General features: G+C 71.0%; 12 protein-coding genes. 6 read left to right on the top strand and 6 right to left on the bottom strand.

The window, feature by feature from the left end; translation table 11 throughout:
* Positions 1-356: 356 nt before the first annotated feature.
* The 6 genes from hisC to CRP56_RS20930 all read left to right on the top strand — a co-directional run bounded on the left by hisC (position 357) and on the right by CRP56_RS20930 (position 10,770).
* Positions 357-1,436, top strand: coding sequence for a histidinol-phosphate transaminase (gene hisC, locus CRP56_RS20955; RefSeq protein ID WP_097266174.1), 1,080 nt, complete (start codon positions 357-359; stop codon positions 1,434-1,436).
* Between the two features lie 317 nt (positions 1,437-1,753).
* A complete protein-coding gene (locus CRP56_RS20950) occupies positions 1,754-3,268 on the top strand; it encodes a cytochrome ubiquinol oxidase subunit I (protein ID WP_097266172.1) in 1,515 nt (504 codons plus the stop codon).
* 18 nt (positions 3,269-3,286) lie between these two features.
* Positions 3,287-4,291: a cytochrome d ubiquinol oxidase subunit II gene (gene cydB, locus CRP56_RS20945; RefSeq protein ID WP_097266170.1), complete on the top strand. Its 1,005-nt coding sequence runs from the start codon at positions 3,287-3,289 to the stop codon at positions 4,289-4,291.
* Positions 4,292-4,303: 12 nt separating this feature from the next.
* A complete protein-coding gene (gene cydD, locus CRP56_RS20940; protein ID WP_097266168.1) occupies positions 4,304-7,825 on the top strand; it encodes a thiol reductant ABC exporter subunit CydD in 3,522 nt (1,173 codons plus the stop codon).
* A gap of 66 nt (positions 7,826-7,891) precedes the next feature.
* Positions 7,892-9,568 (top strand): sensor histidine kinase, encoded by a 1,677-nt coding sequence (locus tag CRP56_RS20935; protein WP_373559760.1) that lies wholly within the window; start codon positions 7,892-7,894, stop codon positions 9,566-9,568.
* A gap of 137 nt (positions 9,569-9,705) precedes the next feature.
* Positions 9,706-10,770 carry a M23 family metallopeptidase gene (locus CRP56_RS20930; RefSeq protein WP_097266164.1) on the top strand — a complete coding sequence of 355 codons (1,065 nt, stop codon included), beginning with the start codon at positions 9,706-9,708 and terminating at the stop codon, positions 10,768-10,770.
* Positions 10,771-10,790: 20 nt separating this feature from the next.
* Here CRP56_RS20930 and CRP56_RS20925 read toward each other — a convergent pair whose 3' ends face one another.
* From CRP56_RS20925 to CRP56_RS20900, 6 genes are all read right to left on the bottom strand, one after another.
* Positions 10,791-11,687 (bottom strand): HAD-IIB family hydrolase, encoded by an 897-nt coding sequence (locus tag CRP56_RS20925; protein ID WP_179851078.1) that lies wholly within the window; start codon positions 11,685-11,687, stop codon positions 10,791-10,793.
* Between the two features lie 77 nt (positions 11,688-11,764).
* Positions 11,765-12,667: an LLM class flavin-dependent oxidoreductase gene (locus CRP56_RS20920; protein WP_097266160.1), complete on the bottom strand. Its 903-nt coding sequence runs from the start codon at positions 12,665-12,667 to the stop codon at positions 11,765-11,767.
* A gap of 73 nt (positions 12,668-12,740) precedes the next feature.
* A complete protein-coding gene (locus CRP56_RS20915) occupies positions 12,741-13,184 on the bottom strand; it encodes a hypothetical protein (RefSeq protein WP_097274307.1) in 444 nt (147 codons plus the stop codon).
* Between the two features lie 45 nt (positions 13,185-13,229).
* Positions 13,230-13,778, bottom strand: coding sequence for an RNA 2'-phosphotransferase (locus CRP56_RS20910; protein WP_097274305.1), 549 nt, complete (start codon positions 13,776-13,778; stop codon positions 13,230-13,232).
* 123 nt (positions 13,779-13,901) lie between these two features.
* Positions 13,902-14,840 (bottom strand): MerR family transcriptional regulator, encoded by a 939-nt coding sequence (locus CRP56_RS20905; RefSeq protein WP_097274303.1) that lies wholly within the window; start codon positions 14,838-14,840, stop codon positions 13,902-13,904.
* Between the two features lie 94 nt (positions 14,841-14,934).
* On the bottom strand, positions 14,935-16,689 hold the full coding sequence (locus tag CRP56_RS20900) for an SDR family oxidoreductase (protein ID WP_097274301.1): 1,755 nt from the start codon (positions 16,687-16,689) through the stop codon (positions 14,935-14,937).

Here is a 16,689-nt window from a genome sequence, read left to right as displayed (position 1 = left end):
CATGGTCACAACCCGCCAATTCCCTTCGAAAAGAAGGGAGTTGAGCGATTCAATGCCACTACGTGACTTGTCGGCACGCATGAGCCTGCCAAGTCCTCGATGTTTCGAAGAGGTCTCAACTCACCTTCACGAGGGATGCGCGCCACGGCGCGCACCACCGGCGCATAGATATATGTGAGAGCGCCCTGCGATTCGTCTGCCTTCGGGCCGTGATGCCCCTGATGCCTGTGAGGCTGGTGGGGTGTGCGATCTCCTGCGCCTCACCTGTACGCACCGGGGCCGAATCCTCATAAGGTGTGGAGTATTGGAAGCCGGCGGTGGCGACGGGGCCGCCGGCGGTCGCGAGGAGGACTGCGGTGAGCGAGACGAGCCCCAAGCTGCGCGCCGAGCTGGAGGGTATCCCCACCTACAAGCCGGGCAAGCCCGCCGCGGCCGACGGCCCGGCCGCCTACAAGCTCTCCTCCAACGAGAACCCCTATCCACCCCTCCCGGGTGTGATGGAGAGCGTCACGGCGGCGGCCTCGTCCTTCAACCGCTACCCGGACATGGCCTGCACCGGCCTGATGAACGAGCTGTCCGAGCGCTTCGGCGTCCCGCTCGCGCACCTGGCCACCGGCACGGGTTCGGTCGGCGTCGCCCAGCAGCTGATCCAGGCGACCTCGGGGCCCGGCGACGAGGTCATCTACGCCTGGCGGTCCTTCGAGGCGTACCCGATCATCACGCAGATCAGCGGCGCGACCTCGGTGAAGGTGCCCCTGACGCCCGGTGATGTGCACGACCTGGACGCGATGGCCGCGGCCATCACCGACCGGACGCGGCTGATCTTCGTCTGCAACCCCAACAACCCGACGGGCACGGTCGTGCGCCGGGCGGAGCTGGAGCGGTTCCTCGACCGTGTGCCGAGCGATGTGCTCGTCGTCCTCGACGAGGCGTACCGCGAGTTCATCCGCGACAACGAGGTGCCGGACGGGGTGGAGCTCTACCGCGACCGGCCGAACGTCTGCGTCCTGCGGACCTTCTCCAAGGCGTACGGTCTCGCCGGCCTCCGCGTCGGGTTCGCCATCGCCCATGAGCCGGTGGCGGCGGCGCTGCGCAAGACCGCGGTGCCCTTCGGCGTCAGCCAGCTCGCGCAGGAAGCGGCGATCGCGTCGCTGCGTGCGGAGGACGAACTGCTCGGCCGGGTGGGCTCCCTGGTGTGTGAGCGCAACCGCGTGGTCGAGGGGCTGCGCGCTCAGGGCTGGACGGTGCCCGAGACCCAGGCCAACTTCGTGTGGCTGCGGCTGGGGGAGCGCACAGTCGACTTCGCGGCGGCGTGCGAGCGGCACGGCGTGGTGGTCCGGCCGTTCCCCGGCGAGGGTGTGCGGGTGACGGTCGGGGAGGCCGAGGCGAACGACATCTTCCTGAAGGTGGCGGAGGGGTTCCGTAAGGAGCTCTAGTTCGCGATCAGCTCCACCGGGATTCTCGACCAGCTTCACCCGGACCGGGTCGCCGTCGCGCACCGTCGCGAGGCGGCCCGGTCCGTCGTCGAGGCGGCAAAGCGCAGGCACGGGCTCGGCCAAGAGGTGCCGCACGCCCCTTGTCCGGGGTGCCGCTCGGCCCAAGCGGGACCCCCCTTCCGGCGTCGAAAATCAGTGCGTCATAATTGCTTGTGAATGTGAACGCGTTCACAAGCGTGTCCCGGTTGCTCCAGTGATGTGTGAGACATAAGGGGCAAACTGCCGCTGTATCACGGCGACGTAAGGAGACTGACGACGTGGACCTGGCTCTGGCGCCGGAGACACTGGCGCGCTGGCAGTTCGGCATCACCACCGTCTACCACTTCCTGTTCGTCCCCCTGACGATCTCGCTCGCGGCCCTCACGGCCGGCCTGCAGACCGCCTGGGTGCGCACGGAGAAGGAGAAGTACCTCAGAGCGACGAAGTTCTGGGGCAAGCTCTTCCTGATCAACATCGCGATGGGTGTGGTCACCGGCATCGTGCAGGAGTTCCAGTTCGGCATGAACTGGTCCGACTACTCGCGCTTCGTCGGCGACATCTTCGGTGCCCCGCTCGCCTTCGAGGCCCTGATCGCCTTCTTCTTCGAGTCGACGTTCATCGGGCTGTGGATCTTCGGCTGGGACAAGCTGCCGAAGAAGATCCACCTGGCCTGCATCTGGATGGTCTCGATCGGCACGATCCTGTCGGCGTACTTCATCCTCGCGGCCAACTCGTGGATGCAGCACCCCGTCGGCTACAGGATCAACAAGGCGAAGGGGAGGGCCGAACTCACCGACTTCTGGCACGTCCTGACCCAGAACACCGCGCTCGCCCAGGCCTTCCACACCCTGTCCGCCGCGTTCCTGACCGGTGGCGCCTTCATGGTCGGCATCTCCTCCTTCCACCTGCTGCGCAAGAAGCACATCAGCGACATGAAGACCTCGCTGCGGCTCGGCCTGGTCACCGTCATCGTCGGCGGTCTGCTCACCGCGATCAGCGGCGACACCCTCGGCAAGATCATGTTCGAGCAGCAGCCGATGAAGATGGCCGCCGCCGAGGCCCTGTGGGACGGCGAGAAGCCGGCGCCCTTCTCGGTCTTCGCCTACGGCGACGTCGACGCCGGCCACAACAAGGTCGCCATAGAGATTCCGGGACTGCTGTCCTTCCTGGCCAACGACGACTTCAACTCGTACGTCCCGGGCATCAACGACGTCAACAAGTCCGAGCAGGAGAAGTTCGGACCGGGCGACTACCGGCCCAACATCCCCGTCGCCTACTGGGGTTTCCGGTGGATGATCGGCTTCGGTATGACGTCCTTCGCGATCGGCCTGCTCGGACTCTGGCTGACCCGCAAGAAGTTCCTGCTGCCGCAGCACCTGCGGGTGGCCGACGACGAGGTGCCGCATCTCGTGCTGCTGCCCCGCGGCAAGAAGGCCCTCGGCCCGACGCTCACCAAGTGGTACTGGCGCATCGCCGCCCTGACCATGGGCTTCCCGCTGATCGCCAACTCCTGGGGCTGGATCTTCACCGAGATGGGCCGCCAGCCGTGGGTCGTCTACGGCGTCCTGCAGACCCGCCACGCGGTCTCCCCCGGTGTCTCCCAGGGCGAGGTCCTCACCTCGATGATCGTCTTCACCACGCTGTACGCCATCCTGGCCGTCGTCGAGGTCAAGCTGCTCGTGAAGTACGTCAAGGCCGGCCCGCCCGAGCTCACCGAGGCCGACCTCAACCCGCCCACGAAGATCGGCGGCGACACCCGTGACGCCGACAAGCCGATGGCCTTCTCGTACTAGGCCGAGGGAGAGCGAGTCATGGAACTTCACGACGTCTGGTTCGTGCTCATCGCCGTCCTGTGGACCGGCTACTTCTTCCTGGAGGGCTTCGACTTCGGGGTCGGCATCCTCACCAAGCTGCTGGCCCGCAACCGGCCCGAGAAGCGGGTGCTGATCAACACGATCGGCCCCGTCTGGGACGGCAACGAGGTGTGGCTCCTCAGCGCGGGCGGCGCGACCTTCGCCGCCTTCCCCGAGTGGTACGCCACGCTCTTCTCCGGCTTCTATCTGCCGCTGCTGATCATCCTGGTCTGCCTGATCGTCCGCGGGGTCGCCTTCGAGTACCGGGCGAAGCGGCCCGAGGAGAACTGGCAGCGCAACTGGGAGACCGCGATCTTCTGGACCTCCCTCATCCCCGCGTTCCTGTGGGGCGTCGCCTTCGGCAACATCGTGCGGGGCGTGAAGATCGACAAGAACTTCGAATACGTCGGCACCTTCTGGGACCTGCTCAACCCGTACGCCCTCCTCGGCGGCCTGGTGACGCTCACGCTGTTCACCTTCCACGGGTCGGTGTTCACGGCGCTCAAGACCGTCGGGGACATCCGGGAGCGGGCGCGAAAGCTGGCGCTCCAGGTCGGGCTCGTCACGGCCGTGTTCGCGGCGATCTTCCTGCTGTGGACGCAGGTCGACAGCGGTGACGGCAAGAGCCTGGTCGCCCTGGTCGTGGCCGTCGCCGCCCTGATCGCCGCCCTGATCGCCATTCAGGCCGGGCGTGAGGGCTGGTCGTTCGCGCTGTCCGGCGTCACCATCGTGGCCGCCGTGGCGATGCTCTTCCTGTCGCTCTTCCCGAACGTCATGCCGTCCTCACTCCACGATGACTGGAGCCTGACGGTCACCAACGCCTCGTCGAGCCCCTACACCCTGAAGATCATGACCTGGTGTGCGGCGATCGCCACGCCGGTCGTCCTGCTCTACCAGAGCTGGACCTACTGGGTGTTCCGCAAGCGCATCGGAACGCAGCACATCGCCGAAGCCACGCATTGAGGTGTGTTTCACGTGAAACCAATCGATCCGCGTCTGCTCCGCTACGCCCGCGCCACTCGCCTCTTCATGGCGGCCGTCGTCGGTCTGGGCGTCGTCGGAGCGGCCCTGGTCATCGCCCAGGCGATGCTCATCGCCGAGGTGGTGGTGGGCGCCTTCCAGCACGGGATGTCGGCCGCTGAACTCCGTACTCCCCTGCTGCTGTTGGTGGCGGTGGCCGGTGGTCGCGCCCTGGTGTCCTGGCTCACCGAGCTCGCCGCCCATCGGGCGAGTGCGGCGGTGAAGTCCGAACTGCGGGGGCGGTTGCTGGAGCGGGCCGGGGCGCTCGGGCCGGGGTGGCTCAGCGGGCAGCGGACCGGTTCGCTGGTCGCCCTCGCCACGCGGGGTGTCGACGCCCTGGACGACTACTTCTCGCGCTATCTCCCGCAGTTGGGGCTGGCGGTGGTCGTGCCGGTGGCGGTGCTGGCGCGGGTGGTCACGGAGGACTGGGTCTCGGCGGCGATCATCGTGGGCACTCTCCCGCTCATCCCGGTCTTCATGATGCTGATCGGCTGGGCCACCCAGTCGCAGATGGACCGTCAGTGGCAGTTGCTGTCCCGGCTGTCCGGGCACTTCCTCGATGTCGTCGCCGGTCTGCCGACCCTGAAGGTGTTCGGCCGGGCCAAGGCGCAGGCCGAGTCGATCAAGCGCATCACCGGCGAGTACCGCCAGGCGACCATGCGGACGCTGCGGATCGCCTTCATCTCCTCCTTCGCGCTGGAACTGCTCGCCACGATCTCGGTGGCCCTCGTCGCCGTCACGATCGGCATGCGGCTGGTGCACGGTGAGATGGACCTCTACGACGGCCTGGTCATCCTCATCCTGGCCCCCGAGGCGTATCTGCCGCTGCGGCAGGTCGGGGCGCAGTACCACGCGGCGGCGGAGGGGCTGGCCGCCGCCGAGGAGATCTTCGAGGTGCTGGAGACGCCTGTGCCGGCGGCGGGGACGGCTGCCGTGCCGGGCGGTGCGCTGACCTTCGAGGGCGTCACCGTTCGTTACCCGGGGCGCTCCGGTGACGCCGTCCAGGACGTGTCCTTCGCCGTCGAGCCCGGGGAGACGGTCGCGCTCGTCGGACCGAGCGGGGCGGGCAAGTCCACGCTGCTGAATGTGTTGCTGGGGTTCGTGCGGCCTGCGGAAGGGCGGGTGCTGGTCGGGGGAGTCGATCTCGCCGACGCCGACCTCGACCAGTGGCGGTCGCAGGTCGCGTGGGTGCCGCAGCGGCCGCAGCTGTTCGCCGGGACGATCGCGGAGAACGTCCGGCTGGCACGGCCCGACGCGGACGACGCCGCCGTACGACACGCGCTCGCGGACGCGGGGGCCCTGGAGTTCGTCGACGCGCTGCCGCAGGGTGCCGAGACCGGGCTCGGGGAGGACGGGGCCGGGCTGTCCGCCGGTCAGCGGCAGCGGCTCGCGCTGGCGCGGGCGTTCCTCGCGGACCGGCCCGTGCTGCTGCTCGACGAGCCGACCGCCGCGCTCGACGGCGCCACCGAGGCCGAGGTCGTGGCGGCGGTGCGGAGGCTGGCGGTGGGGCGCACGGTGCTCCTCGTCGTGCACCGGCCGGCATTGCTGGGGGTGGCGGACCGGGTGGTGCGGTTGGCCGAACCCGCGACCGTGGCCCCCGCCGAGGCTGGCACGGTTCAGTCCTCTGGTCAGGCCGGGGGGCGTGAGGCCGCGGCGGCGACGCATCCCACCGAGGACAGCGACGACGCCACAGACGCCGCCGACATGGCCGTACCCGCAGCGGAAAGCCGCCGTGTCCTCGCCCGCGTCCGTGCCATGTCCGGCCCCCGGCGCGGCCGGCTCGCGCTCGCCCTGTTGCTCGGGAGTCTCGCGCTCGGCAGTGCCGTCGGGCTCATGGCGACCTCCGGGTGGCTGATCTCGCGGGCCTCGCAGCAGCCGCCCGTGCTCTATCTGATGGTGGCCGTCACGGCGACCCGCGCCTTCGGGATCGGGCGGGCCGTCTTCCGCTACGCCGAGCGCCTCGTGTCGCACGACGCCGTGCTGCGGATGCTGGCCGACACCCGGGTCGCCGTGTACCGGCGCCTGGAGCGGCTCGCGCCCGCCGGGCTGCGGCGGACCCGCCGCGGTGATCTGCTGTCGCGGCTGGTCGACGATGTCGACACCCTCCAGGACTACTGGCTGCGCTGGCTGCTGCCCGCGGGCGCGGCGCTGACCGTGTCCGCCGCGTCCGTCGGCTTCACGGCCTGGCTGCTGCCCGAGGCGGGTGCCGCACTCGCCGTGGGGCTGCTGGCGGCCGGCGTCGGGGTGCCGTTGATCACCGGTGCGGTGGCCCGGCGTGCGGAGCGGCGGCTGGCGCCGGCGCGCGGTGTGCTGGCGACGCGGGTGACCGACCTGCTGACCGGAACCGCCGAACTGGCCGTCGCCGGCGCTCTGCCCGCACGTACCGCCGAGGCGCGCGAGGCCGACGGAGTGCTCACCCGGATCGCCTCGCGCGGCGCCAGCGCCACCGCCCTCGGTGACGGTCTCACCGCGCTCGTCTCCGGCCTCACCGTCGCCGGCACCGCGCTCGCGGGCGCCCAGGCGGTCGCCGCCGGACGGCTCGGCGGCGTCGCCATGGCCGTCGTCGTCCTCACCCCGCTGGCCGCCTTCGAGGCCGTCCTCGGCCTCCCGCTCGCCGTGCAGTACCGCCAGCGGGTCCGCAAGAGCGCGGAGCGGGTGTACGAGGTGCTGGACGCCCCGGAACCCGTACGGGAGCCCGAGCAGCCGTGCGAGGTGCCCGCGTCGCCCTTCCCGGTCGTCGTGAAGGGGCTGTCCGCCCGGTACGCCGGACAGGAGCGGGACGCCCTGGTGGATCTCGACCTGACCGTCACGGAGGGCCGCCGCATCGCCGTCGTGGGCCCGTCCGGGTCCGGCAAGACGACCCTCGCGCAGGTGCTGCTGCGGTTCCTGGACGCCCAGGCCGGTGCGTACACCCTCGGCGGCGTCGACGCGTCCGGCCTGGACGGGGACGACGTGCGGCGGTTCGTCGGGCTGTGTGCGCAGGACGCGCACCTCTTCGACAGCTCGCTGCGGGAGAACCTGCTGCTCGCGAAGAAGGACGCCACCGAGGCGGACCTCCGTGACGCCCTGCGGCGGGCCCGGCTGCTCGACTGGGCCGACGGCCTGCCCGACGGTCTGGACACGCTGGTCGGCGAGCACGGGGCACGGCTGTCCGGGGGCCAGCGGCAGCGGCTGGCGCTGGCCCGGGCGCTGCTCGCCGACTTCCCCGTCCTCGTCCTGGACGAGCCCGCCGAGCATCTCGACCTGCCCACCGCCGACGCGCTCACCGCCGACCTGCTGGCCGCCACCGAGGGCCGGACGACGTTGCTCATCACCCACCGGCTCGCCGGGCTGGAGGCGGTGGACGAGATCGTCGTGCTCGACGGGGGGCGGGTCGTGCAGCGGGGCTCCTACGCGGAGCTGGCCGCCGAGGAGGGGCCGTTGCGGGAGATGGCGGAGCGGGAGTCGGATGCCGAGGTCCTGGCGCTGACGGCATAGGCCGCCACTGGTCTCCGACTTTCTGTATCAAATGGGACTAATTACGCTCGGCTCATGTCCGACACCATGCGTCCCGGCCCCGGCCCGCTGCCTCCCGCGCCGTCGGCCGAGCTGACCGCGCGGGTGCCGCAGTTGCTGGAGGCCATGCGGTCCGTCGGCAGCGGGCTCGAACTGCACTCCACGCTGGACCGGATCTGCGAGACCGCGGCGGAGCTGACGGGCGCCCGCTACGCGGCCATCGGAGTCGTCGACCAGGACGGGCGGGGACTGGCGGACTTCGTCTACCACGGGGTCGACGAGGCGACCGCGCGCCGTATCGGACGCCTGCCGGACGGGCATCGGGGCCTGCTCGGTGCCCTCATCCGCGACCCAGAGCCGGTACGGCTCGCGGACCTGACCACGGACCCGCGCTCCTGCGGCTTCCCCGAGCACCACCCGCCGATGCGCGGCTTCCTCGGCCTCCCGATCCGCGTCCAGGGGGAGATCTTCGGGAACCTGTACCTGACGGAGAAGCACGGCGGGCAGCCGTTCAACGACTACGACCTCACCATGGTCCGGGTGCTGGCGACCGAGGCAGGGATCGCGATCGGCAACGCCCGGCTGTACGAGGCGGCCAAACAGCGCGAGCACTGGATCGACGGGTCGGTCGCCGTCACCACCGCCCTGCTGTCGGGCGGAGACGCGGACGACGCCCTCCAGGTCGTCGCCGAGCAGGCCCGCAAGCTGTCGGGTTCGGCCGCCGGGATCGTGCTGCTGCCCGCGGACGAGGGCGGCTTGGAGATCGCGGCCGTGGCCGCGGACCGTCCATCGGCCATGCTGGGCACGGTCGTGCCGCCGGAGAGCGGGATCGTCGCCGAACTCCTCGACGGACAGCCGGTGTTCCTGGAGGACGCGGCCGGCGACCCCCGCATGATCACCACGCTGGCGCACGGCTACGGGCCCACCATGATGGTGCCCCTGCACAGCGACGGCCGGATCCTGGGCGCCCTGGTCACCCCGCGGGCGCGCGGGGAGCGGCCGTTCACGGAGACCGAGCGCACGCTGGCGATCCAGTTCGCCTCGCAGGCCGCGCTCGCGCTGATGATGGCCGACGCGCAGCGCGACCGGGAGCGGCTCGCCGTCTACGAGGACCGTGACCGCATCGCCCGTGACCTGCACGACCTCGTCATCCAGCGGCTGTTCGCCACCGGGATGATGCTGGAGAGCGCGCAGCGCGGATCGGTCGTGCCGGAGGTGCGCGAAGGCGTCGGCAATGCCGTCGACGAACTCGACGTCACCATCCAGGAGATCCGCACCGCGATCTTCGCGCTACAGCAGGGGCCGGCCGAGGCACCCTCGGGGCTGCGCACCCGCGTGCTGCGGGAGATCGACACGGCCGCGGTGCCGCTCGGCTTCAAGCCCTCGTACCGTTTCGTCGGCCCCGTGGACGCCCTGGTCGGCGATCTCACCGGCAAGAACCTCATCGCGGCCCTGCGCGAGGCACTCTCCAACGCCTTCCGGCACGCCCGGGCCTCCCGGATCGATGTCGTCGTGGACGCCGACGTGATCCTGCCGGACGGCCGGAAGGGCGTCCGCCTGACCGTCGCGGACGACGGCGTGGGCATCCCGGACGGCGGGCGGCGCAGCGGCCTGAAGAACCTCGAGCGACGCGCGGAGTCCCTCGGCGGCGACAGCCGGCACGGCCCGGGCATCGGCGAGAACGGAGGCGGTACGACGGTGGTGTGGGAGGCACCGCTGGAGTAGCGAGGCATGACGGCCCGTCACCCCGCATCTCCACGGAGGCCGTTCAGTCGTACGACTGACCCGTCCGAGGCCCTCTGTCCCCCGGCCGTACGACTCCAACAGGACCGCCCGCGTGGGCCGGGGTCAGGATCGCTGGCATGCGACTGTCCCGCCGTCATCCGCTGCTCGTCCCGGCCCTGTTGTGCGCGCTCGCCGTCCTGGCGGCCCGTCCGACCGACGCCGCGGAGAAGAAGGCGCCCGCCGACGGCGGTACGGACGCCGGGATCAGTGCGCAGGTGGCGCGGCTGTACGAGGACGCGGCGGTGGCGACGCAGCAGTACGAGGCGGGGAGGCTGGAGGCGGAGGCACAGCGGGCGAAGGCGCAGCGGCTGGAGGCGCTGCTCGACCGGGAACGGCGGGACATCTCGGTCCTGCACGAGGACCTGGGCCGGATCGCGCGCGCCCAGTACCGCAACGGCGGCGACCTCCCGCTGACCGCGCAGATCATCCTCGCCGACAGTCCTGATCAGCTGATGCGCGGTCAGCAGGTGTTCTCCCAGACGAACCTGGCCGTGAACAACGCCATCGAGAAGAGTCGGCGGGCCGAGGCGAAGCTCTCCGCGGACGAGGCGCAGGCCGCGACCGCGTGGCAGTCGCTGGAGAAGCGGAGCGTCGAACTCGCCGGTCTGAAGACGGGGATCGAGCAGAAGCTCGAGGAGGCGCGCCAGCAGTTGCAGGGCCAGGCGGACGCCTCGGTCGCGGCGGGGGCCTGCCGCGGTGCCGTCCGGCTGGATCAGCCGGCGGTCCAGGTCACGAGCCCTTGGGTCACGCCGGTGGAGACGTACGAGCTGTCCGCGGGCTTCGGCAGCGGTGGCTCGCGGTGGGCGAACCGGCACACCGGGCAGGACTTCGCGGTGCCGATCGGCACGCCGGTACGGTCGGTGGGCGCGGGCCGGGTGGTGACGGTGTCCTGCGGGGGCGCCTTCGGGATCGAGATCGTGATCGAGCACGCGGACGGCTACTACACGCAGTACGCCCATCTCGCCGCCGTCACCGTCGACCAGGGCGACCAGGTGGCGGCGGGGCAGTGGATCGGCCAGTCGGGCACCACCGGCAACTCCACGGGCCCGCACCTGCACTTCGAGGTGCGGGTCACCCCGGAACTGGGCTCAGGGGTGGATCCGGTGCCGTGGCTGGCGGCGCGGGGTGTGCCCCTCGGCTAGAACCGGCCCTAGGACAGCCCCTAGGACAAGCCCTCGCGCTGAGCCACCAGCTGCTCGATGACGACCGCGACGCCGTCCTCGTTGTTGTCGACCGTCCGGCCGGAGGCCGCGGCGAGCACGTCGGGGTGCGCGTTGCCCATCGCGTACGACCGGCCCGCCCAGGTCAGCATCTCGACGTCGTTGGGCATGTCCCCGAAGGCGACGACCTCCTCGTGCGAGATGCCGCGCTCCGCGCAGCACAGGGCGAGGGTGCTGGCCTTGGAGACACCCGGGCCGCTGATCTCCAGCAGGGCGCTGGGGCTGGAGCGGGTGACGTTGGCGATGTCACCGATGGCGAGACGGGCCAGGGTGAGGAAGGCGTCCGGGTCGAGCGTGGGGTGGAAGGCGAGGATCTTCAGGACCGGCTCACCGGCGCCGGGCCCGTCCGCCGCCAGCAGCTTCTCGGCGGGCTGGAGCTCGTCCGGGATCTCCATGTGCAGCTTCGGATAATCCGGCTCCTGGTGGAAGCCGTACGTCTGCTCCACCGCGTACACCGTGCCGGGCGCCGCGTCCCGCAGCAGGCGTACGGCGTCCAGCGCGTTCTCCCTGGCCAGCTCGCGCACCTTCACGAACCGGTGGGCTCCGGGGCCGCCGTGCAGGTCGACGACCGCGGCGCCGTTGCCGCAGATGGCGAGGCCATGGCCGTGCACGTGGTCGCTGACGACGTTCATCCAGCGAGCGGGGCGGCCGGTGACGAAGAAGACCTCGATCCCCGCCCCCTCGGCGGCGGCGAGCGCCGCGACCGTGCGGGGCGAGACGGACTTGTCGTCGCGCAGCAGCGTGCCGTCGAGGTCGGTGGCTATCAGGCGCGGCGGGACGGCGGCGGCCGGGGTCTCGGGCTGTCGAGTCGCTGAAGTCACCCGGCCATTCTCCCGCATATGCCTGCACGGTCGGGCGGGAGGCTGCACAGGTGAGTGATTACAGCCTCTCACCTGCACCCCCACCCACAGTGGTCTCAGCGCAGCTGCGCCGGGGCCTCCATGGCGATCTGCTCGAAGACCTTCTCGTCGGCGGCGAAGTCCGAGTCGGGGATGGGCCAGTGAATCACGATCTCGGTGAAGCCCAGCTCCCGGTGGCGCCCCGCGAAGTCCACGAACGCGTCGAGCGACTCCAGCGGCCGGCCGCGGTCCGGGGTGAATCCGGTGAGGAGGATCTTGCCGAGTTCGTTCGTGTCCCGCCCGATCTCGGCGCACGCGTCGGCCAGCTTGTCGACCTGTCCGCGAATGGCTTGAACCGACTGTTCAGGAGTGCCGTTCTCGTACAGCTTGGGGTCGCCCGTGGTCACCCAAGCCTGTCCGTACCGTGCGGCGAGCCGCAGCCCGCGCGGGCCGGTGGCGGCGACCGCGAAGGGCAGCCGGGGCCGCTGCACACAGCCCGGGATGTTGCGGGCCTCGTGCGCCGAGTAGAAGTCGCCCTCGTACGACACCGAGTCCTCCGTCAGCAGCCGGTCCAGCAGCGGCACGAACTCCGCCAGCCGGTCGGCACGCTCGCGCGGCGTCCACGGTTCCTGGCCGAGGACGGTGGCGTCGAAGCCGGTACCGCCCGCGCCGATGCCGAGCGTGACACGGCCGCCGGAGATGTCGTCGAGGGAGATCAGCTCCTTGGCGAGGGTCACCGGGTGCCGGAAGTTCGGCGAGGTCACCAGCGTGCCCAGGCGGAGGCGATCGGTGACGGCCGCGGCGGCGGTCAGCGTCGGCACGGCACCGAACCAGGGCCCGTCGCGGAAGGTCCGCCAGGACAGGTGGTCGTAGGTGTACGCGGTGTGGAAGCCGAGCTGCTCCGCCCGCTCCCATGCGGCACGACCCCCCTCGGACCAGCGGCGGTACGGGAGGATCACGGTGCTCAGACGCAGGCTCATGGTTCGAGCGTATGCGGCCGAACGTGTTTCACGTGAAACAGTGACCCACGGTCATGATCCAACCGCCCTGGGATCACCGCGCGCGGCCGCTCAGCCAGGGACTCAGGCCGACCAGAATGAACTCCTTGTGCACCCGGTCGCCCGGCAGCGGCACCATCAGGAAGTTGCCCGGCGGGAAGCGGCGCCGCTTGACCCAGGCGTGGCCTTCGTAGAGGGCGCGCAGGAACGCGGGCACGTCGTCGCGGGCGACGTCGGGGCACTCGACGCCGTCGACGGTGATCAGCGCGTCGTCGTCGGCATAGAGCCGCACGTCCACCCGGGGCCGGCCGCCGAGCTCGATGTAGGCCTCGTGGGGCAGGGAGCCGTCGGGGTCCGCGGTGACGCCGACGCCCGCGGCCGTGCGGCGCGAGGTTTGGTCGGCGCCGATGTCATGGGTCACCTCGATCGCGAGCGCGTACTCGGCGGCGAGCGCGCGGAGGGCGGTGACGGCGGCCTCGGTGGTGGGCAGGTGGTCCATGGCGCCGATCATGCCGGGCCTGCCTGCGGGGCGTGCCGGAAGGGGTCAGTGCGCCTCGGGGAACCGCAGGTACTGCGGCGGTACCGCCTCGGTCAGCCATACGCCGTTCGCGCTGACGTGGAAGACATGGCCCGCGCGGTGCATGGCGTCGGCGTCCACCGAGAGCACGACGGGGCGGCCACGCCGGGCGCCCACCCGGGTCGCGGTCTCACGGTCCGCCGAGAGGTGCACGGCGTGCCGGTTCATGGGCCGCAGCCCCTCGGCGCGGATCGCGTCCAGGCTGCGGGCCACGGTGCCGTGGTAGAGGTACGGCGGTGGGGTCGCCGGGGGCAGTCCCAGGTCCACGTCGATGCTGTGTCCCTGGCTGGCGCGGATGCGGGTGCCCTCCACGGCGAAGCGCTTCTTGTCGTTGGCGGCGACCACGTGGTCCATCTCTTCCCGGGTGAAGCGGAAGCCGTGCGCTGCCGCCGCCGCGATCAGCGTGTCGATCTCGACCCAGCCGCCCTCGTCGAGCGTGAGCCCGATACGTTCCGGCTGATGGCGCAGGTGCTTCGAGAGGTACTTCGACACCTTCACGGTGCGTCGTTCGTCCATGCCCTTCAGCGTGACGGGCGAGACGTGAATCACGCGAATGATTTTGCTTCGGATGTTTGATCCACAACCAAGTTCACTTATCCACAGGCTAGTTGGCGATTCTGTGGACAACTCACCGCCCTGTCAGCCCCTTTCGCCAAGATCGCTTGGGGGCACTCGCCTTGACGTGAGTGCGTCCAACCCCCGTGCCCGAACCTCCCGTTCAGCCGCCAACGCCACGAACTCCGCCGCCCGCTCCTCGCCAACCAGCCCTTCTACAGCCCGCATCGTCTCCTCGGGCAGAACCACGGTTCGCGTCGCGGAACGCTCCGGTGTGACCTCGTCCGTGCCGAGGTGCCGTCTCAGGTGCCGCACCGCCAACAGGCGCATCGCGCGGGCGAGTTCCGCGTCCACCGTCTGCTGCGCGAGCGGCCGAAGTCGTCGTACGAGAGAAGCCGCTTCGGCCGCTTCCGCGTCGGTCGGACGGTGTGGTCCGTCGAGGTAGCGGGCGAAGACGTACTCGGTGGTGAACTCCAGGAAACGGGCCGCTATGTGCTCGACCTGTCCCCTCAACTCCCGCAGATGGCCCGCGATCGCGGACAGCGGTACCCCAGCGGCATGCAACTCGACGGCCACAGCCAGCTCTTGAGGGCTCGGTACGAGAAAGGAGTCCTCGTCACCCGGCACCGGCTCCAGCACGCCGAGCTCCACCGCGTCGGCGACCGCCGCGGCGTCCGGACTACCGCCGAACCGCTCGTCCAGCTCCGCGCGCGAGATCCGCACCGCCTCCTCGTCGCTCCACGGCCCGTCCACCTCGGCGACCAGCCCGAGCACCCCGCCGAGCCCTCGCCCGGCGTCCCAGGCCTCCAGCAACTCCTTGATGGAGGCCAGGGTGAAGCCGCGGTCGAGGAGATCGGCGATCTGGTGGAGGCGGGCGAGATGGGCGTCCGAGTAGACGTTGGCACGGCCGCGCCGCTCCGGGCGGGGGAGCAGGCCCCGGTCCTGGTAGGCGCGGATGGTGCGGACAGTGGCGCCACTGCGGTGCGCGAGGTCCTCGATCCGGTACGCGGGGGCGGTGCTCACGGGATCGCCCGTGCCGCCGGTGGCCTCCGCGGAGTCCGGCACAGCAGTGTGCGCGACCGGCCGACGAGGACCTCGCGAGGGGCAACCCCCGCCCTCACAGCGGTGGTTCCAGCCGTGCGATCGCCCGGAGCGCGCGGGGCGTGAAGCGGGACATCAGGTGCGCGCCACGCGCCTCCGGCGTCACCGGCACGACCGCCTCGTTGCGCACGACCGCCCGCAGGATCGCGTCCGCGACCTTCTCCGGCGGGTAGTTCCGCAGCCCGTACAGCCGCGCGGTCCTCTTCTGGCGCCGCTTCTCCTCCGCGCCGTCGACGCCGGCGAAGCGCGCGGTCGAGGTGATGTTGGTGTTGACGAAGCCGGGGCAGATCGCGCTCACGCCGATGCCCTGGCCGGCGAGTTCCGCGCGCAGGCACTCGCTGAGCATCAGCACCGCCGCCTTGGAGGTGCTGTAGGCGGGCAGCGCCTTGGAGGGCTGATAGGCCGCCGCCGACGCGGTGTTGACGATGTGGCCGCCCTGTCCGCGCTCGGCCATCTGCCTGCCGAACAGCCGGCAGCCGTGGATGACGCCCCAGAGGTTCACGTCGAGGACCTTCTTCCAGTCCTCCGGGGTGGTGTCGAAGAAGGACCCGGACAGGCCGATCCCGGCGTTGTTGACCAGGACGTCCACCACCCCGTACGCGGCGGCGACCTTGTCGGCGAGCTTCTCCATGGCCTGCTCGTCAGAGACGTCGACCGTCTCGGCCCAGGCCTCGGGCGCCCCCAGCAGCCGGGACATCTCGGCCGTGCGGGCCGCGCCCTCCGCGTCCCGGTCGACGGCGATCACGCGCGCGCCGGACTCGGCGAACGCGTACGCCGTGGCCCGCCCGATGCCGCTGCCCGCGCCGGTGACCAGCACCAACTGTCCGCCGAACCGGTCGGCGTACTTGCCGCTCGGCGCGGTGACCGTCCTGCCGCTCTCGTTGGCTGTCACGAACTCTCCGATCCAGGCGGCCAGTTGGTCGGGCCGGGACCGGGGTATCCAGTGCCGGGCCGGGAGGGTGCGTCGCGTCAACCGCGGCACCCACTGCTCCAGTTCGTCGTAGAGCCGCTCCGACAGGAACGCGTCGCCGAGCGGCGTGATGAGCTGCACGGGCGCGTGCGCGTAGGCGTCCGCGCGGGGGCGGCGCAGTCGGGCCCGTACGTTGTCCCGGTACAGCCAGGCTCCGTGGGCCGCGTCCGTGGGGAGGGACGCGGTGGGATAGCCGTCGCCGGGGACGCGTTCGAACCGCTCCAGGACCCGCGGCCACGCCTTGCCGAGCGGGCCGCGCCAGGCCAGTTCGGGCAGCACGGGCGTGTGCAGCGCGTACACGTACCAGGACTTGGCGCCCTGGCCGAGGAGCTGGCCGACGCGGCGCGGGGTGGGCCGCCTGAGGCGGGTGTTGATCCAGTGCCCGAAGTGGTCGAGGGACGGCCCGGACATCGAGGTGAAGGACGCGATACGGCCCTCGGTGCGCGCCACGGTGGCGAACTCCCAGGACTGCACCGACCCCCAGTCGTGCCCGACCAGATGCACCGGACGGTCCGGGCTGACCGCGTCGATCACGGCCAGGAAGTCGTCCGTCAGCTTCTCCAGGGTGAAGCCGCCCCGCAGCGGCCTCGGTGCCGTGGAGCGGCCGTGGCCCCGGACGTCGTAGAGCACGACGTGGAAGCGGTCGGCGAGCCGGGCGGCGACCTGCGCCCACACCTCCTTGCTGTCCGGATAGCCGTGCACGAGGACCACGGTCGGCTGCCCGGGCTCCCCCAGCTCGGCGACACACAGCTCCACGCCACCGGTCCGCACCCGGCGCTCACGCGCGTTCTCGAGAGTCAT

Origin of the sequence: Streptomyces sp. TLI_55, assembly GCF_900206255.1 — a bacterium.
In the GTDB taxonomy this organism is placed as follows: domain Bacteria; phylum Actinomycetota; class Actinomycetes; order Streptomycetales; family Streptomycetaceae; genus Streptomyces; species Streptomyces aquilus.
The sequence above is the reverse complement of the archived record's forward strand: the minus strand, read 5'-3'. Positions and strand labels throughout refer to the sequence as shown.

Bases quoted from the DNA above. Each gene is read 5' to 3' on its own strand.
- CRP56_RS20910 (WP_097274305.1), bottom strand. From the start codon at position 13,778: ATGGACGAACGACGCACCGTGAAGGTGTCGAAGTACCTCTCGAAGCAC.
- CRP56_RS20935 (WP_373559760.1), top strand. From the start codon at position 7,892: ATGCGTCCCGGCCCCGGCCCGCTGCCTCCCGCGCCGTCGGCCGAGCTG.
- CRP56_RS20900 (WP_097274301.1), bottom strand. From the start codon at position 16,689: ATGACTCTCGAGAACGCGCGTGAGCGCCGGGTGCGGACCGGTGGCGTG.
- CRP56_RS20930 (WP_097266164.1), top strand. From the start codon at position 9,706: ATGCGACTGTCCCGCCGTCATCCGCTGCTCGTCCCGGCCCTGTTGTGC.
- cydB (WP_097266170.1), top strand. From the start codon at position 3,287: ATGGAACTTCACGACGTCTGGTTCGTGCTCATCGCCGTCCTGTGGACC.
- CRP56_RS20915 (WP_097274307.1), bottom strand. From the start codon at position 13,184: ATGGACCACCTGCCCACCACCGAGGCCGCCGTCACCGCCCTCCGCGCG.
- CRP56_RS20920 (WP_097266160.1), bottom strand. From the start codon at position 12,667: ATGAGCCTGCGTCTGAGCACCGTGATCCTCCCGTACCGCCGCTGGTCC.
- CRP56_RS20925 (WP_179851078.1), bottom strand. From the start codon at position 11,687: ATGCGGGAGAATGGCCGGGTGACTTCAGCGACTCGACAGCCCGAGACC.